13 protein-coding genes are annotated in these 16,911 nt (G+C 68.4%); 1 reads left to right on the top strand and 12 read right to left on the bottom strand.

Going from position 1 to position 16,911, the window contains the following annotated elements; translation table 11 throughout:
* Window positions 1-164 precede the first annotated feature (164 nt).
* From ABIC44_RS16265 to ABIC44_RS16240, 6 genes are all read right to left on the bottom strand, one after another.
* Window positions 165-734, bottom strand: a complete 570-nt coding sequence (locus tag ABIC44_RS16265) for a GspH/FimT family pseudopilin (protein ID WP_354296563.1) — start codon at window positions 732-734, stop codon at window positions 165-167.
* The gene (gspG, locus tag ABIC44_RS16260; RefSeq protein ID WP_307103881.1) at window positions 734-1,189 is read right to left on the bottom strand and encodes a type II secretion system major pseudopilin GspG; all 456 of its coding nucleotides are present in this window, start codon (window positions 1,187-1,189) and stop codon (window positions 734-736) included. The genes ABIC44_RS16265 and gspG overlap by 1 nt, the downstream gene beginning before the upstream one ends.
* 17 nt (window positions 1,190-1,206) lie before the next feature.
* Complete coding sequence (gspF, locus tag ABIC44_RS16255) at window positions 1,207-2,430, bottom strand: type II secretion system inner membrane protein GspF (RefSeq protein WP_354296562.1); 1,224 nt, start codon at window positions 2,428-2,430, stop codon at window positions 1,207-1,209.
* Between the two features lie 420 nt (window positions 2,431-2,850).
* The gene (gspE, locus tag ABIC44_RS16250) at window positions 2,851-4,419 is read right to left on the bottom strand and encodes a type II secretion system ATPase GspE (RefSeq protein WP_354296561.1); all 1,569 of its coding nucleotides are present in this window, start codon (window positions 4,417-4,419) and stop codon (window positions 2,851-2,853) included.
* 28 nt (window positions 4,420-4,447) lie between these two features.
* Window positions 4,448-6,670 (bottom strand): type II secretion system secretin GspD, encoded by a 2,223-nt coding sequence (gene gspD / locus ABIC44_RS16245; protein WP_354296560.1) that lies wholly within the window; start codon window positions 6,668-6,670, stop codon window positions 4,448-4,450.
* Window positions 6,667-7,497 (bottom strand): type II secretion system protein N, encoded by an 831-nt coding sequence (locus ABIC44_RS16240; RefSeq protein ID WP_309693556.1) that lies wholly within the window; start codon window positions 7,495-7,497, stop codon window positions 6,667-6,669. The genes gspD and ABIC44_RS16240 overlap by 4 nt, the downstream gene beginning before the upstream one ends.
* A 106-nt stretch (window positions 7,498-7,603) precedes the next feature.
* Between ABIC44_RS16240 and ABIC44_RS16235 the strand changes: the two genes are divergently transcribed.
* Window positions 7,604-8,275: a prolyl hydroxylase family protein gene (locus ABIC44_RS16235; protein WP_309693553.1), complete on the top strand. Its 672-nt coding sequence runs from the start codon at window positions 7,604-7,606 to the stop codon at window positions 8,273-8,275.
* Window positions 8,276-8,464: 189 nt separating this feature from the next.
* On the opposite strand, the gene ABIC44_RS16230 is transcribed toward ABIC44_RS16235, so the two are convergent.
* From ABIC44_RS16230 to ABIC44_RS16205, 6 genes are all read right to left on the bottom strand, one after another.
* Entirely contained in the window at window positions 8,465-11,293 is a 2,829-nt protein-coding gene (locus ABIC44_RS16230; RefSeq protein ID WP_354296559.1) for a TonB-dependent receptor domain-containing protein, read from the bottom strand.
* Window positions 11,294-11,403: 110 nt separating this feature from the next.
* Window positions 11,404-13,053, bottom strand: a complete 1,650-nt coding sequence (locus ABIC44_RS16225) for a beta-helix domain-containing protein (protein ID WP_354296558.1) — start codon at window positions 13,051-13,053, stop codon at window positions 11,404-11,406.
* Window positions 13,054-13,229: 176 nt separating this feature from the next.
* Window positions 13,230-14,699, bottom strand: a complete 1,470-nt coding sequence (locus tag ABIC44_RS16220) for a sensor histidine kinase (RefSeq protein WP_354296557.1) — start codon at window positions 14,697-14,699, stop codon at window positions 13,230-13,232.
* A gap of 72 nt (window positions 14,700-14,771) precedes the next feature.
* On the bottom strand, window positions 14,772-15,158 hold the full coding sequence (locus ABIC44_RS16215; protein WP_354296556.1) for a DoxX family protein: 387 nt from the start codon (window positions 15,156-15,158) through the stop codon (window positions 14,772-14,774).
* Between the two features lie 57 nt (window positions 15,159-15,215).
* Window positions 15,216-16,061, bottom strand: coding sequence for an SDR family oxidoreductase (locus ABIC44_RS16210; RefSeq protein WP_354296555.1), 846 nt, complete (start codon window positions 16,059-16,061; stop codon window positions 15,216-15,218).
* 22 nt (window positions 16,062-16,083) lie between these two features.
* Window positions 16,084-16,869: a DODA-type extradiol aromatic ring-opening family dioxygenase gene (locus ABIC44_RS16205; protein WP_354296554.1), complete on the bottom strand. Its 786-nt coding sequence runs from the start codon at window positions 16,867-16,869 to the stop codon at window positions 16,084-16,086.
* Window positions 16,870-16,911: the final 42 nt, after the last annotated feature.

Genomic DNA, 16,911 nt, shown 5'->3' with positions numbered 1-16,911 from the left:
CGATCTGGTTTACCCCACCTCCCCCCCGGCAGGGGGTGGGGGCGGGCGGGCGGCATGCGGGTGGGGTTAACCCGCCCGCGCGGGAGTGAACCCCGCGCGGCGACACCCCTCCGTCACGGCCGCGCCGTGCCACCTCCCCTTGCAGGGGAGGAATGGGGGCCACCTCACCCATCGACCCGCACCGTGCCGTCCGCGCCGATCCGCACGATACTGCTGGCCCGGTCGCGGGTCAGGCGCAGTTCGACCGGACGGTCGGCCAAGCCCGTCACGTCGAAGGTGATCCGCACCCGCCCGCTGCTGTCGGGGATCGCGGCCTGTGTCCCGTCCTCCCATTGCGCGACGCGCAGCGGCTTGGCGGTCATCGGGCTCCACGCGCCGTCCGCGCGCCGGTCGAAGCCATAGCCGCCGCGCGTGACCCAGATGCTGACCGGCGACGCCTCGACCACCGCCACGTCATGCGCGGCGCGGACGCGCGCGGCGAAACGCAACGCCTCGTCGGTCAGGCGGCCGCGCCGGTCGGGCAACGACCAGACCGCGATGGCGGAGGCCAGGCCGATGACGGTGATGACGATCATCAGTTCGAACAGGGTGAAGCCGTTCGCCCGTGCACTTCGACTTCGCTCAGTGCGAACGGAGGTCGAGGCCAGTTCCTCCGCTCCGTTCAGCCTGAGCGAAGTCGAAGGCCACGCCTCCCACCCGCCGCCGTCCCCGGCATCCAGGCGGGGCCGCGTCATCACTTATCCCAGTTGCCGATATCCGCGTTGATCCCCTCGCCGCCTTCCTTGCCGTCGGCGCCGTAAGTCCAGACATCCGCCTCGCCATGCTGGCCGGGCGCGGCATAGAGATAGGGGCGGCCCCAGGGATCGTCGGGCAGCTTCTTCAGATAGCCACCCTTCTGATAGCGCGACGGATCGGCCAGACCGGCGGGCATCGACACCAGCGCCTGCAAGCCCTGCGCGGTCGTCGGGAAGGTCAGGTTCTGGAGCTTGTACATCTCCAGCCCGCCCTCGATCTGCGCGATGTCGGCCTTGGCCTTCTGCACCCGCGCGGTGTCGCCCGAGGGCAGCACGTTCAGCGCCACGATCGTCGCCAGCAGGCCGATGATGACGATGACGACCATCAGCTCGACAAGGGTGAAGCCGTCCTCGCGGCGCTTGCGGCGGGTCGGCCGTTGGGTGGGGTTACGCATCGACTTGTCCTCTCGACTCATTGTCCCGCCAGCGTGTTGAGCTGGAGGATCGGCAGCAGGATGGATAACACGATCGTCGCGACCACGCCGCCCATCACGACGATGATCGCGGGTTCGAGCAGCGAGAGCGCGGTGGCGGTGAAGCGGTCGAACTCGCGCTCCAGATAGTCGGCGGCGCGCTCCAGCATCTCGTCCAGCCGCCCCGCCGCCTCGCCGCTGGCGGCCAGATAGGTCAGCAGCGGCGGAAACACCCCCGCCCGCCGCATCGCCGCCGAGAGACTCCCGCCGCCCCGGATCGCATCGACGATCGCGTCGGAGGCGACCCGCAGCCGCCGGTTGTGGATCGTGCCCGCCGTCAGGGTCAGCCCTTCGAGCAGCGGCAGGCGGCTGGCGACCATCGTCCCCAATGTGCGCGCCATCCGCGCGGCGTGCAGGTCGCGCAGCAACCGGCCGAGCAGCGGCAGCCTGAGCAGCCAGCTGTCGAAGGACAGCCGGATCGACGGCACCTTCAACGCGCGCCAGAATGCGACACCGCCCAGCACCGCGACGCCAGCCATCAGCCACCACCAGCCGACCAGCAGGTCCGACACGCCGATCACCATGCGGGTCAGGAAGGGCAGTTCCTGCCCGACCGTGTCGAACTGCTCGACCACCTGCGGCACGACGAACATCATCAGCGCGGTCACGACCCCCATCGCCACCACCGCCAGGATCGTCGGATAGGCGAGCGCGGTGATCAGCTTGCCCCGAATCTCCGCCTGCCGCTCCAGAAGGGCCGCGAGCCGTTCCAGGATCGTCGGCAAGGTGCCCGAACTCTCCCCCGCCGCGACCATCGCGCGGTAGAGCGGGGGGAAGCTCTTGGGTTCGCGCGCCATCGCATCGGCCAGGCGACGCCCCTCGGTTACGCCCTGATGCACCGTCGCGACGATGGCGCGCACCCGCTCCTGCTCGGTCTGGCGGGTGATGGTGCGCAAGGACTCCTCCAGCGGCGAGACGCGGTTGAGCGTGGCCAACTGGCGGGTGAACAGCGTCAGCTGCTTGACCGACATGCGCGCGCGGCCGAGCTTCAGCCCGAATAGCGGGCGACGCTCGGCGGTGTCGCCGCTGCCCGGCTTGACCGAGACGATATAGAGCCCCTGCTTCTCCAGCGCGGCACGCGCGGCGTCGGCGGTCTCGGCGGGGATGAAACCGCGCTTCTCGGCGCCCTTGGTGTCGATGACGACATAGTCGAACCCGGCCATGTCAGCGCCTTACCCCATCCACGGGCACCACCCCGGCGAAGGCCGGGGTCCAGTCGCGATGTCGGTGCAGACGCGGGGTTTCGGATGGAAATCCTATCTCACGCGGAGACGCGGAGACGCGGAGAGAAGATTGGTTCGTGCAGAGGCGCAGAGGACGCAGAGATGTCGTCCTCGCCGCGCCAGCGGCCCTCCTGCTTTGGCTGCTTGAAAAAGCTGTGCGCTGCCGCGCACGAGTCGTCTCTGCGTCCTCTGCGCCTCTGCGCGAACACACCTTTCTTCTTCGCGGCTTCGCGCCTTCGCGTGAACACAGCTTTCCTCTCCGCGTCTCCGCGTCTCCGCGTGAACGCGAATGCACGACGCACGGCAACTGGACTCCGACCTTCGCCGGGGCGGTACGGGAAAGGGAACGAGCCGCCATCCTCACCCCGCGTCGGAATCGCGGCGGGACACGCGGATGGCTTCCTCCGCCGTCGTCACGCCGTCCAGCACCAGCGTCCGCGCGGCGCTGGCCAGCGGCTGTTGCCGGGCAAAGGCGTGCGCGGCGATCGCCTGTTCGTCGCCGCCTTCGTTGATCAGCCGCCGGATGGTGTCGTCGACCCGCACCGCCTCATAGACGCCGGTCCGGCCCTTATAGCCGCTGCCGTTGCACTGGGGACAGCCGACCGCTTCGTACACCGTCGCCTGCGGGTCGATGCCGAGCAGCGGCGCGACCGTGTCCCGGGCCGCGACCGGACGCTTGCAGGCGGGACAGAGCCGCCGCACCAGCCGCTGCGCGATGACGGCACGCAAGGTGGAAGCGAGCAGGAAGGGCTCGACCTTCATGTCGCGCATCCGGGTGATCGCGCCGACCGCATCGTTGGTGTGGACGGTCGACAGCACCAGATGCCCGGTCAGCGACGCCTGCACCGCGATCTCGGCGGTTTCGCGGTCGCGGATTTCGCCGACCATCACCACATCGGGATCCTGGCGCAGGATCGCGCGCAAGCCCGCCGCGAAGGTCAGTCCGACCTTGGCGTTGACCTGGGTCTGTCCCACCCCTTCCACCGCATATTCGACCGGGTCCTCGACGGTCAGGATGTTGCGGCTGCCATCGTTCAGCAGGCGCAGCGCGGCGTACAGGCTGGTCGTCTTGCCCGAACCCGTGGGGCCGGTGACCAGGATGATGCCGTTGGGCTCGCTCAGCGCCTCGCGCAGCAGCGCATACATGGCCGGGTTCATCCCCAGCGCGTCGAGGTCGATCCCGGCATTCTCCTTGTCGAGGATACGCAGCACCACCCGCTCGCCCGCACGGCTGGGCAGGGTCGAGACGCGCACGTCAAGCAGCTTGCCGCCCAGCGTCAGCGCCATGCGCCCGTCCTGCGGCACGCGGCGTTCGGCGATGTCGAGTCGCGCCATGACCTTGATGCGGCTCACCACGACCGGAGCGACATGCGGCGGCATGCGCAGCGTCTCGCGCAGCACGCCGTCGATCCGCATCCGGACGACCAGGCCGGTCTCATAGGGCTCGATATGGATGTCCGACACGCCGTTGCGCGCGGCGTCGGCGATGATGCCGTTGATCAGCCGGATGGCGGGCGCGTCGTCGGCGGTGTCGAGCAGGTCCTCGGCGGTGGGGATCCCGTCGGCCAGCATGTCCAGCTCGTCGCCCATGCCGACGGCCGCGATCGCGGTCGCCTGTCCGTCCATCGCATAGGCATCGGACAGCAGCCGGTCGAAGGCGGGCCCCTCGACGCGGGCGATGGCGAAGGGGCGGCCGATATGGCGGCGCAGCTCGATCAGCGCGCGCGGGTCCGCGCCTTCGCGCAAGGCGACGGTCAGCGGGTCGGCGGTCTGGACCACCGTGCCGAACTTGCGCGCGAAGGCATAGGGGATGGTCAGCGGGGCAACCAGCTCCAGCGCTTCGTCGGGCGCGGGGAGCGGGAGAGCGGTTGGCCCTCTCCCATCCCCTCCCGCCTGCGCGAGGGGCGTGCCCAGTGGCAGAGGGACCATATCACCCGTGGGGAGGGATTCCGGCGTGTCAGTCACGGCGCTTGATCGATTCGACCGGCTTGGCGACGGGGACCGCGATGCGCGGGTCCTCGATATTGCCGGGCATCGGCGCGTGCGGGATCGGCGGCGCGGCGTTCATGTAGTCGCGGACCAGCTCATCGATCGACGGCTCGACGCCGGGTTGGGCATAGCCCTGGAGCTGGCGGAGATAGCCGTAACGCTGTTCGGTGACGCGGCGGCTGTCCTCGGGGGTGCGCAGGATGGTGGGGCGGATGAAGACCATCAAATTGGTCTTGGACCGGCTGCGCGCCTTGGACCGGAACAGCGCGCCCAGGCCCGGAATGTCGCCCAGGAACGGGATCTTCTCGATCGTCCGCCGCTCATTGTCGTCGAGCAGCCCGCCGATGACCGTGATCTGGCCGTCATCGGGGGTGAACACATTCTCGAACGCGCGCTTGTTGAGGATCAGTTCGCTGTTGTTGCTCGACACCGGCCCCGCGATCGAGCTGACCTCCAGGCGGACATAGAGTTTCAGCGAGCCGCCCGCATTGACCTGCGGCTTCACGTCCAGCTGGATGCCGACATTCTGCCGCTGCACGGTGCGGAAGGTGTTGTTGAAATCATTGGACAACGCCTGGCCGGTCGTGACCGGAATTTCCTGCCCGACCAGGCTGTGCGCCTGTTGATTGTCCAGCGTGATGATGTGCGGGACCTGCAACAGGTTGGAGGTGGTGTCGCTCTTCACCGCATTGATGATCGCGCCGAACACCGTGTTGCCGACCTTCCCGCCCCAGCCGGCAAAGCCGCCGGTGGTGCCCAGGATCGACTGCACCGCCGACTGGGTCAGCTGGCTATAGGCCTGGTTGGGGACGTTGGTCGTGGTCCGCGTGCCGTCGGGCGCGACCACCGTGGTCGTGGTGCCGCCGATCGTGTTCGCCCCGACCGCGCCTGCGATCTGGAGGATGTTGGGCGCGGTGTTGCCATAGGTCGACGCGGCGAACGCGCCGCCCGTCAGGCTGCCCAGCAGGAACTGCGCGCCCAGCCGCCGCGCGGTCTGGTCGGAGACCTCGGCGATGATCGCCTCGATCAGCACCTGTTCGCGACGCACGTCCAGCTGGCGGATCACCTCGCCGATCTGGCGCTGGATATCGGCGGGCCCGGCGATCACGATGGCATTGGCGCCGACGAAGCGGGTGACGACCGCCGCGGTGCGGCCGCCCTGCGTGCTGATCGCGGGTGGCTGGCCGGTCTGGCCACCTGCACCGGGCGCGCTCGCCGCCTGGGGCTGGGCGACCGGCTGGACACGCTGCGCGATGGCGGTTCCCGCCGCCGATCCCGACTGGCTGTTGGTCTGGGTGAAGCTGCCGCGCGACAGGGTGGTTTCCTGCACCGGATCGGGCGTCTGGCCGACCAGCTGCTGGAGCACGGGCAGAAGCTGCTCGGCATCGGCATTTTGCAGGAAGACGACGCGGATCTCGGTGCCGCTCTTGGCCTTGTTGTCCAGGTCCAGCGCGATCTGGGCGAAGCGCGCGACGCTCGACGGATCGCCGCGCAGCGCGATCGAATTGGAGCTGTCGATGGCGACCACCGACACGCCGGTTCCGCCTTGCGCAGGCGCTCCGCCCTGCCCGCCGCCGCCATTGCCCGCCAGCGTCTGGAGCGCGGTCGCGATCTCGCGCGCGCCCGCATTCCTGAGCGCGATGACGCGGGTCGAGGCATTGTCGGCGTCGATCCGGCGGACCACCTCGCGGATGCGGCGGATATTGTCGGCGAAGTCGACCACGACCAGGCTGTTGCCCGCGCGGTTCGCCGTCACCGACCCTTGCGCGCTGACCAGCGGGCGCACCGTCTCCAGCGCGCTCGGCGCGTCGATCGCGCGCAGGCGAATGATCTCGGTGACATAGGAATTGCGGTTCGCGCCCGACGATCCGATCCGGCTGGGCTGCGAGGCGGCATTGTCGATCGGCTGCACCCGGAACGCCCCGCCCGCGCTGGGCACCGCGACCAGCCCGTTGGAGCGCAGCGTCGACAGGAATATCTCGAAATATTCGGACTTGGACAGCGGCCGGTCGGTCACCACCGTCACCTTGCCGTTCACCCGGCTGTCGATGATGAAGGTCCGCCCCGTCACCTTGGCCGCATCGGCGATGAAGGCGCGGATATCGGCGTCGCGGACGTTGAGCGTGGTCTGCGCCTGCACCCCCGCCGCCAGGGCGAGCGCCAGAACCGAACCGAGGACGAGCTTCTTCATGGCCGTGGTGCCGCAATCTGAAGGGAGAGCGGCAGCGTCTGATCGCCCCGCTCGACCGTGATGGAAAGAGAGCCGCCCTGTGCGAAATCGCTCGCCAGGCGGTCAAGATCGCCGGGGCCGGTCACGGGGCGGCCGCCGAGCGCGGTGACGATATCGCCCTCGCGCAGCCCCGCCGCGCGGAACGCCGTGCCCGCGCCCATCGGCCGGACGACGAGACCGGAGACGCGCCCGCCGTCGAGCCGGGGGATGAAGCCGATATCGCTGCGCAGCTGCGCGATGGCGATGCCGCCCTGCCCGGCGGCCGGGGGAGCGGCGATGCCGGGCACCGGCGCGCCGGGCGCGGCGGGGGGCGCGTCCGACTGGTCGAGATACAGGTCCTCGGTCGCGCCGCCGCGATCGATGGTGATGTGATCGAACGCCACCGACTTCAGCGTCACGCCCGGCTGGATCTCCTCGCCGACCGAGACCGGGCGCTGGACGCCGTCGGGCCCCGCCACGATCGCCGAGCCGCGCCCCGACGCCTCGTCGATGCGCGTGCCGAACAGGGTGAGTTGCAGGCTGGTCACCGCCGAGGGCGCGGCCTGCTGTCCCTGCAACCGGAAGAACGGGTCGAAGCCGTCGAGGATCGCCGCGGTCGATCCGACGACGCTGGGCGCGACCGGCCGCCACTCGCCCAGCGGCGAGACCGGCGTGACGAGCACCCATAGCAGCCGCGCGCCCTGAACGGCGAGGACCGCCATCAGCGCCAGTTCGGCCACCGAATAGACATTCACGACCGGCAGCCGCCGCAACCATCGGCGCCCGCGCGCGTCGAGCCTCAACCGCATGAAATCAGACCCCATCCGCTTTTCCGGGCACTAGGCATGGCATGTTACATGTTTGCGTCAAAGCCCCGAAACATGTTCGTCATATGGGTTTCACATGGACATTGCGATGAACCCTATCCCGACCGACCCGCCAGAACTGGGCAACGGCCTTGATCCGACACCGATTATCGCCCGACTGGCCGCCACGCCGGGGGTGCAGCGGCTGCCAAGCCCCAAGCTGACGCTCTTCGTGAAGCGCGACGTCCTGCCGCTCGAACTCTGCCAGGCGTTGATGACGCGAATCGACGAGGTGCGCCGTCCCTCGACCATCGCCGACGCCAATGGCGACGCCAGCTATCGGACCAGCGAGACGGGCGACCTGCCCGGCGACGACCCGGCGGTGATCGAAACCGAACGCCGCATCGCGATGCTGACCGGGCTGTCGGCCGCGTTCGGCGAACCGATCCAAGGCCAGCGCTATGCCGTCGGGCAGGAGTTCAAGCAGCATACCGATTATTTCGAGCCATCGGGCCTCGACTATCACCGCTATTGCGCGCTGTCGGGCAACCGGACCTGGACGGTGATGCTGTACCTGAACACGCCCGAGGCCGGCGGCGCGACCCGGTTCAAGGCGGTGGACAAGATGATCCAGCCCGAACCCGGCAAGCTGGTCGCCTGGAGCAACCGCCGCGCCGACGGCTCACCCAATCCGGCCACGCTGCATCAGGCGATGAAGGTGCGCGCGGGGGTGAAATACGTCATCACCAAATGGTATCGGGAGCTGCCGTGGCGGGGGTAGAGACGGACGTCCGTTCGCGGCGCAGCGAATCCCTTGGCCTTCGACTACGCTCAGGCTGAACGGACGGGGGATAATTGCATTCCCATCCGCCGTTCAGGCTGAGCGAAGTCGAAGCCCACGCCCCACCCTCTCCGCCGAACCGAAAAGGCCGCCGCCCGGATCGCTCCGGACGACGGCCTCATGCCGGGATCAGAAGGTCGTGCTGATCCCCAGCGAGAAGATCCGGCCCAGATTATACCGGTTCAGATAGACGAACCGGCCATTCCCGAAATCCTGCCGCTCGTTATAGCGCGTGCGGGTCAGGTTGCGGGCCTCGGCCTTCAGCTCGAACTTGCCGCCCGCCAGCTCGAAGCCCTGCCGCGCCACGAGGTCGAGGCGGATGCCCGGCACCTCGATGATGTCGGGCTGGAAACCGTCACCCGACAGGTTGGAGGGGCCGCGATTGGTCACGCGGTTGCTGGCATAGTTGAACAGCACCGTCACCTGCGACAGCGCGGCGGTGTCCTCCATGCCGAGTTGCAGGTTGACCAGATGGTCCGACTGGCCGGTCAGCGACGCGCCGTCGCGGAACAGCAACCGCGCCGGGCCGAAGCCCGAGGCGCAGCCCGCCAGCCCCGGCGACCCTTGCGCCGCCGCCGGGTTGGGCACGCAGGTCGCGTCCGCGCGGATCTTCGACTTGGTATAGGTATAGTTGGCCATCGCGACGAGGCGGCGGGTGGCGAAGAAGTCGCCGCCCAGCCCGGCGAGCGGCACATATTTCTGCAACTCGAACTCGCCGCCATACAGATTGGCCGAGGGCAGATAGGTGAAGCCCGTCTGCAATCGGTCATCCGCGCCGGTATAGAAGCCGACCTGCTCGATCGGGTTCTTGATCCGCTTGTAGAAGCCCGCGACCGTGAAACGCTGGTCGCGCGCATAGAACCATTCGTAGCGCGCCTCGAGATTCCACAGCTCGCTGTCGCGCAGGTTCGGGTTGCCGAAGAACAGGCGGTCCGAATCCGGGTCGCGGAACTGCTGCGGCGCCAGCTCGCGGAACTGCGGGCGCGAGATGGTCTTGGCCCCGCTCGCGCGCAACTGCATGTCGGGTGCGAAATTCCAGGTCAGCGTGCCAGCGGGGAGGAAATAATCGTTCTTCAGCCGCGTCGTCGCGCTCTGCACCGGCGTCACCGTCTCGACCGCCGTCTCGTAGCGGACACCCGCCACCGCGCGCAGCCCGTCGGCCACCTCGGCCTCCGCCTGGACGTATCCGGCATGGACGTCCAGCCTGGCGTCATAGGCATAGGCGCCCAGCTGCTGCGGCGAGCCGAGCTGGAGCGTACACGCCCCCTGCCCGCGCAGCGGACAGGCATTGTTGATGACGTCGGGGCTCAGCAGATAGTCGGGGCGATAGAGATTATAGGGAAAGCCCGGTGCGGTCCCTGCGCCGTCGCTCGTCTGGTAGTTGAACTGGATACGGCTCGAATAGCGGTCCGTGCCCTGGTAGAAATAGCCGCTGCTCAGCGTGATCGGCCGCTCGCCGTCGATCCTGTAGGAAAGATCGGCCTGGCCGGTCCAAAGATTCTCGTTGAGTTCCGAGAAGATGATCGAAGCGAAGGGGGTGAAGCGCTGCGTCACCTGATAGGCGCCGTTGCACTGGAACCCGCCCGCGCCATTGCCGCCGTCATAGCTGATCGGCAAGCCCGTGGTGGTGCGGTTCGAGCAGAGATAGTCGAACTGGCGCTCATAGGGCGCATTGCGCTTGGAATTGGCGAAAGCGCCGCGCGCATCGAATTTCAGCGCGTCGGTCAGCTTGAACTCGCCGACCAGCTGGCTTTCGATCAGCTGACGCTCGAACCAGTTGGTGTTCTGCTGGAAGCGAAGCCCGCTGGCATTGTTATAGACTTCCGCCGCCGATCCACGCCCCTGTTTCAGCGTGTCGTGGATATAGACATTGGTCCAGCGCACCGTGTTGTCGCCGAACTCGTAACCCAGCCCGACCAGCGCATTGGCGACGATGCGGTTGTCGGTCAGCAGGGTGCGGAAATCGTTGCGGATCGTGCCGTCGGTGGACACCGAATCCTGCTGGATCGCAGAGCGGGTGCGGAAGGTGTTGGACAGGCTGAGCGACGAGATCACGCCCAGCCGGTCGCTGCCGATGTCGAACACCGACCCAGCCGAAATCTCGCCCGACAAATTGGCGGGCAGATGGTTGTTGCGCTGGAGCAGCGTGGTCGAGGCATTGGAGAGCTGCGCCACCTGTGCGGCGGGCACGATGCCCGATCCGCGCCCCGCCTGGACGTCGCGCACGAACTGCGGCACGGCGCGCGTCCCGTCGTCATAGCCCAGCCAGTCGGCCTTGCCGCCCGCATAGGTATAGCCCAGCTCGCTGGTGGTCACATCGTCGGCCGCGACCGTGAACCCGCCCGAGAGGAAGTTCTTAGCCGGGATCGCCTTGGTCGTCAGGTTGATGACGCCGCCGCCGAACTCGCCGGGATAATTGACCGAATAGGTCTTCTGGACCAGCGCCGAGCCGACGATGGTGGTCGGGAAGATGTCGAGCGGGACCGAACGGCGCAGCGGCTCGGGGCTGGGCAGCGGCGATCCGTTGAGCAGCGACGAGGAATAACGGTCGCCGAGGCCACGCACATAGACGAAGCCGCCGCCGACGACCGACAGGCCGGTAACGCGGGTCAGCGCGCCCGCAATGTCGCCCTCGCCCGTGCGCGCGATATCGGCGGCGGACAGGACCGAGACGATCTGCGGCGTGGCGCGGATCGTGTTGGGGATGTTACGGCCGACGACGACGATCTCGTTGCTGGCCGAGGCGTCGACGCCGGGGGCCGAGATCTCGACCGGCTCGTCCGCCGACTGGCCGTCCTGCCCGGTCGGGGTCTGGCTCTGCGGGGTCGCCTGCCCGTCGGGGCTGGTCGCGGTGGTGCTGGTCGGTGCGGGCGCGCCCACCGTCTGCGCGAGCAGGGCGGGCGTGACGAGCTGGGACGTCAGCAGAAGGAGGGAGGCATAAGCGAGGCGTCGCTGCATGGCCGGGTCATCCGATCAGATATATGGAGGAAAGCCGGGGCGGCGATGATCCGCCACCCCGGCTTGCCGAGAGCGCCCGGTCGAGCCCTGGGCGCATGGTCAGCGGGGCCTTAGCGGCCGTTGCAGCTGAAATAGACCGAGGTGAAGACGGGCGGACCGGCTTCCTGCGGGCCGCCATTGTCGGTCGGGCCGACACCGGCGGCGCGGATCGTCGTGCGGTCCGAACCCGAACCCGCACCGGCCACGATGTTGACGCAGGCGACGCCGGAATTGGTCGACTTCACGATGCCGTTGATGAAGGTCATGTCGGCCCCGCCGCGCAGACGGATCGCGGCGGGCGCAAGCGCGGTCTGGAGGAAGGTGAAGTTGGCATAGCGGCCAAAGGTGCGCGGCAGCAGTTCCTCGGCGTTGTTCGAGTCGATCTCGGTCGAGAAGCTGTCGGCGGTCGCGCCGATCGTGCGCTGCGCCGCGATCAGGAACTGCATGAAGCCGCGATAGCCATTGTCGATGTCGAAGCCGTCATCGTCCGCGCCGGTGATCGCGATATATTTCAGGTTCGACGTGCCGCCGAAGATCTCGATCCCGTCATCGGCCGAATTGTGGCTCTGGATATGGTCCAGAACCGTGCCCGAACCGGTGCCGCCCAGCGTCAACCCCTGAAGCTCGTTGCCGTCCGAGATGGCGATGCCCGAATAGCGGATCTGGACATAGGACATCTGGCCCGACGAGTCGGCCTGGTTCGCACCGCCATAGAAGCGGCCGGTCACGCCCTCGATCGCCAGCTGGCAGGTGGTCGACGAACCGGAGGCTGTGTTCGGGCCGGTGCCCGACACGCAGACCGCAGTCGGCGCGCGGCCGAGCAGGATGATGCCGCCCCACTGGCCCTGAGACGCGTCGGACACGCCGTTGCTGACCAGATTCTGCTGCGAGGTGAAGATGATCGGCGCGTCGCGGGTGCCGACCGCCGCGATCTTCGAGCCGCGATTGACCAGCAACAGGTCGTTGGTCGCCTCGGTCGAGTCCGCCGCGATCACCACGCCGGGGGCGATGGTCAGCGTGACGCCCGAACCACCGGTGGAACCCAGGTCGCTGCCCACCTCGGTCTGGCCGCGCAGGCGATAGACGACGCCCGCGATCTTGGGCAGCGACAGGTCGGCGGAGATGGTCTGCGGCAGGCGGCAGAAGCGCAGGCTGGGCGAGGACGAACTGTTGGTGCCGTCATCGATCGTGCCGGTCGGGCAGACCGAGGTGGCGGCGGCATAGGTGCCGATCGACGGCACCGCCGTGCACCGCGCGCCCGAGCCGCCGAACTCCGCCGAGGTCGAGTTGCAGGTCCAGCCCTGGAAGGCGGTGTCGGACGGGCCGTTGAGCGCGCCGACATAGTTGGTCGAGGCGAAGAAGCCGTTGATGATCGACGGATCGGCGGCGGTGGTCAGCGAGGTGCTGCTGACAGGATAGATGCCGTTCAGCGTGGCCCCGGTGCCGTTGACGTTGTTGTTGCTGCCCGCATTGACGATCGCGAGCTGTTCGTCGGCGGTGACCGAGACGCCGTTGACCGCCGTCACGGCGGCGAATTGCGCGGCGGTGATGTTGGCGGTGGGCGTCGGGGTCGGCGAGGCGCTCGGCGTCGGGGTGGGCTGCACGATCACCACGCTGCCCGCGCCCGGCGACGCCACGCTGTCCGCGCCGCCGCACGCGGCCAGCGCGGCGCAGGCCGCGCTCGTCATGAGAAGAAGGCCGAACCGCTTGATGCTCGCCATCGCCGAAACACTCCCGATCTTGTCATTGCTCTATCGGGCGAAGAGCCGCCCGCCGACCGATCCGGGACATGTCCCCCCATCGATCATGACACGGGCGTTAGGCGCGGCAGATGACGCCAAGATGCAGTTTTCGAGAATCTTTTATGACATATCCGCGTCGTTGATGTGACAGCCGGTCAGACGGCGTCCGCCCCCAGCGACTCCTCGACATCGAGCGTGCTGGAGACGGGAATGGCGATGGTGCAATGGACCCCCTCGGCCCCCAGCTCATAGGTGGTCCTGGCACCCAGCTGATAGGGAAGCGCGCGTTCGATCAGCTCGCGGCCCTGCCCCCTGCCGGGCCAGGTGCCGGCCGGGGCCATGTCGACCCCGCTTTCGCGCCAGTCGATATGCAGCCACGGCTTGCCCTCGGTCCCGCCGGGGCGCAGCGCCCAGCGGATCGCCAAGTGGCCGCCCGACTGACGCAGCGCGCCATATTTGACGGCATTGGTCGCCAGTTCGTGCAGCGCCATGGCCAGCGTGTGCACGGTCGAGGAGCGGAGCCGCACACCCGCCGGGCCCTCCAGCGTGACGCGATCCGCGCCGCCGTCCATCGCCATCAGCTCGGTGCGGATCAGGTCGTCGAACGCGACGCGGTCATGCTCCCCCAGTCGCGACAGCATCGCCTGCACCCGCGACAGCGCCGCCAGCCGATCATCGAAATGGGCGCGGAATTCGGGCAAGTCGCGGCTGGTGCGCGTGCTGTGGTCCGCGATGGATCGGACGATCCCCATCAGGTTGCTGGTCCGATGCTGCAACTCGGCGATCAGCACACGTTGCAGCGCCTCGCTCTTGCGCAGTTCCTGGTCGGCCCGTCGCCGCTCGGTCAGGTCGGTGGTGACGACGAGGAAGCGATTCCCGTGCCCGCCGCTGTCGGGCAGCAGCGATATGATGCTGCTCGCCCACACTTCCGTTCCGTCGGGGCGGCAATAGCGTTTGTCGAGGCTGCTCGGCATCCCGGTTTCGGCCGCGTTGGCAATCGCCTTCAGGCTGGGCGCGAGATAGGCGGGATGGGTGACCTCGGCGACGTTCAGCGCCAGCACCTCCTCGCGCGATCGGCCCAATATCCGGCACAATTCCTCGTTCACCCGGACGAAACACCCGTCCGAGGTGATGACCGACAGCCCGACCGGCGCGGTGGCGAAGATCGCGGCGAGCTGTCCCTCGGTCTCGGCGAGCTTGATCTGCACGACCTCCTCGCGAAGCCGCACGATCTCCGCCTGCGAGCGTTTCCATTCGGTGATGTCGCGGGTCGTGGTGGCGATGCCGTCGCCCAGTTTCACCACCGTCTGGAAGAACCAGCCGTCGAACTGCTCATGCGCGTAATAGCGTTCGTCCTGTTCGGCCACGCCGGTTTCGGTGACGCGGCAGAAGGTGTCGAAAATGCCCTCCTGCACGACGCCCGGATTGCGCTCGAGCAGGCTCTCGCCCCGCACCTCGCCATATTTGCTTTGCGAGGTGTGGTTGTTGAGCACCCAGCGGAAATCGACGATCCGCCCCTCTTCGTCACGGATCGCCTCGAACACCTGAATCATGTCGGTCGAGGCGTCCATGGTCGCCTGGAGCAGTTCGGGGCTCACCTGCAATCTGGGCATGGGCTGGGGCATCGGTCCCTCGCGATCTGGCATATCCCCGCCATCATGCCCTGTCCGCGCCAAAAGGGGAAATGGCGTCCCCTGCTATGACGGCTGGCGGCGGCGGGCATCGATGCTCCACGCGCCGCCGCCGACAAAGGCCAGGTAGAAGAAGACGAAGCAATAGAGGATCGCCTCGCTGCCGCCATTGACGCCGGGCCAGATGCTGGAGGGAAGGTGCGCGGTGAAATAGGCGACCGCCATCTCGCCCGAGGCGATGAAGGCCGCGATCCGGGTGAACAGGCCGAGGGTCAGCAGGATACCGAGCCCGATCTCCAGCACCGCCGCGACGACGAGCAGGGTCGGCAGCGGATCGGGCACGCCGGGCTGGGGGATCGGGAAATGGAACAGCTTCATCACCCCATGCTCCATGAAGAGCAGCGCGGCGACGATGCGCAGGAGGCTGAGGATGCGGGTAGCCCAGACGGACATGGCGCAATCTTTCGTAATGGGCCGGAGCGCCTGTGCACGGCGCCCCGGCAGGAAGGGTCAGGCGATGGCGGCTTTCACCGTCTCGGCCAGCGGGGTGGTCGGGCGGCCGATCAGGCGCGACAGCTGCCGCCCGTCATCGAACAGCGCGCCTTGCGAGGCGGCGACATCCCATCCCGCGATCGCGTGCGCCAGTCCTTCGGGCAGCCCGAAACCGGTCAGCGCGGCGGCATAATCGGCGGCGGGCATGTCCCGGTACGCGATGTCCCGGCGGGTCTGGTGCGAGAGTTCCGCCGCCAGGTCCGGCAAGGTCCAGGCGGTGTCGCCCGCCAGTTCATAAGTCCGGCCCGCCTGCGCCGCATCGGTCAGCACGATGGCCGCCGCCTCGGCATAATCGGCACGCGCGGCGGAGGAGATCTTCGCGTCGCCCGCGCTGCCGATCAGCGCCCCGGCCGCCAGCGCGCCGGGAAGCGAGCCGGTATAATTCTCGCTATACCAGCCGTTGCGCAGGATCGTGGCGGGGATGCCCGCCTCGGCCAGCGCGGCCTCGGTCGCCAGATGCTCGGCCGCCAGGTCGAGCGGCGAGCGGTCGGCGTGGAGAAGGCTGGTATAGACGATCCGCCCCACCCCGGCCTGGACCGCCGCCGCGATCACGGCGCGATGCTGCGCCACCCGCTGACCGACCTCGCTCGACGAGATCAGCAGCAGCGTGTCGACACCCGCGAGCGCCGGGGCGAGCCGGTCGGCCTGCGCATAGTCGAAGGCCCTCGCCTCCACGCCCAGATCGGCGGCCTTGTCCGGTGAGCGGGCGAGCGCGACGATCGGCTCGGCGGTGCCGTTGGCCTTCAGGTGCCGGATGACGAGGCGGCCGAGTTGGCCGGTGGCGCCGGTAACGGCAATGGTCATGACATTCGCTCCTTGTGCGTGATCAATGGAATCGGAAGGCGGAAATGGCCGCACCCGCGACGGTCTCCGAATAGATGCGCTCGCCCGCGCCCTCGGCCGCCCCGGCGGCGACCATCAGCGGCAGGAGATGCTCGGCCTGGGGATGGGCCAGCCGCGCGGCCGGGACGGTTTCCCAGCGGATCAGCGCCTCGGCCCGCGCCGCGCCGGTTTGCGTCGCCGCATGGGTCAGCCAGGCGTCGAAGGCCGCGCTCGGCTCGGCGGCGCGCGGGCTGCCGAACAGGCGCAGATTGTGGAAGCTCATGCCCGACGCCAGGAGCAGCACGCCCTCGTCGCGCAAGGCCGCCAGCGCGCGGCCCGCCGCGACATGCCGTTCGGGGTCAAGCCCGCGATCGACTGACATCACGACGACCGGAATCTCCGCCTCGGGCCATGCCACCTTCATCGGTACGAAGACGCCGTGATCGAGGCCACGGCTCGGATCGACCGAGGCAACCAGCCCCGCCTCGCGCAGCAGCGTGGCAGCCCGTGCCGCCACCGCCGGAGCACCCGGCGCGTCGTAGCGCAGCGCATAAGTGTGCGCCGGGAAGCCATAATAGTCATAGATCAGTGTGGGCCGCTCGGCGCCGGTAAAGGCGAAGCCGTCCGTCTCCCAATGCCCCGACACGACCAGCACCGCGCGCGGCCGCTCCGCCAGCGTGCCCGGCAATGCCCGCAGGAACGCGCCCATCCCGGTCCAGATGCCGCGCGGATCGTCCATGAAGAAGCAGGGACCGCCGCCATGAGGAATGAAGAGGCTGGGTTGGCGCATGGGACATCCTTTCGCCGACCGATATGGAATGGCCCCGCATCC

Origin of the sequence: Sphingomonas sp. 1185 (genome assembly GCF_040544655.1) — a bacterium.
GTDB lineage: Bacteria > Pseudomonadota > Alphaproteobacteria > Sphingomonadales > Sphingomonadaceae > Sphingomonas.
The sequence above is the reverse complement of the archived record's forward strand: the minus strand, read 5'-3'. Positions and strand labels throughout refer to the sequence as shown.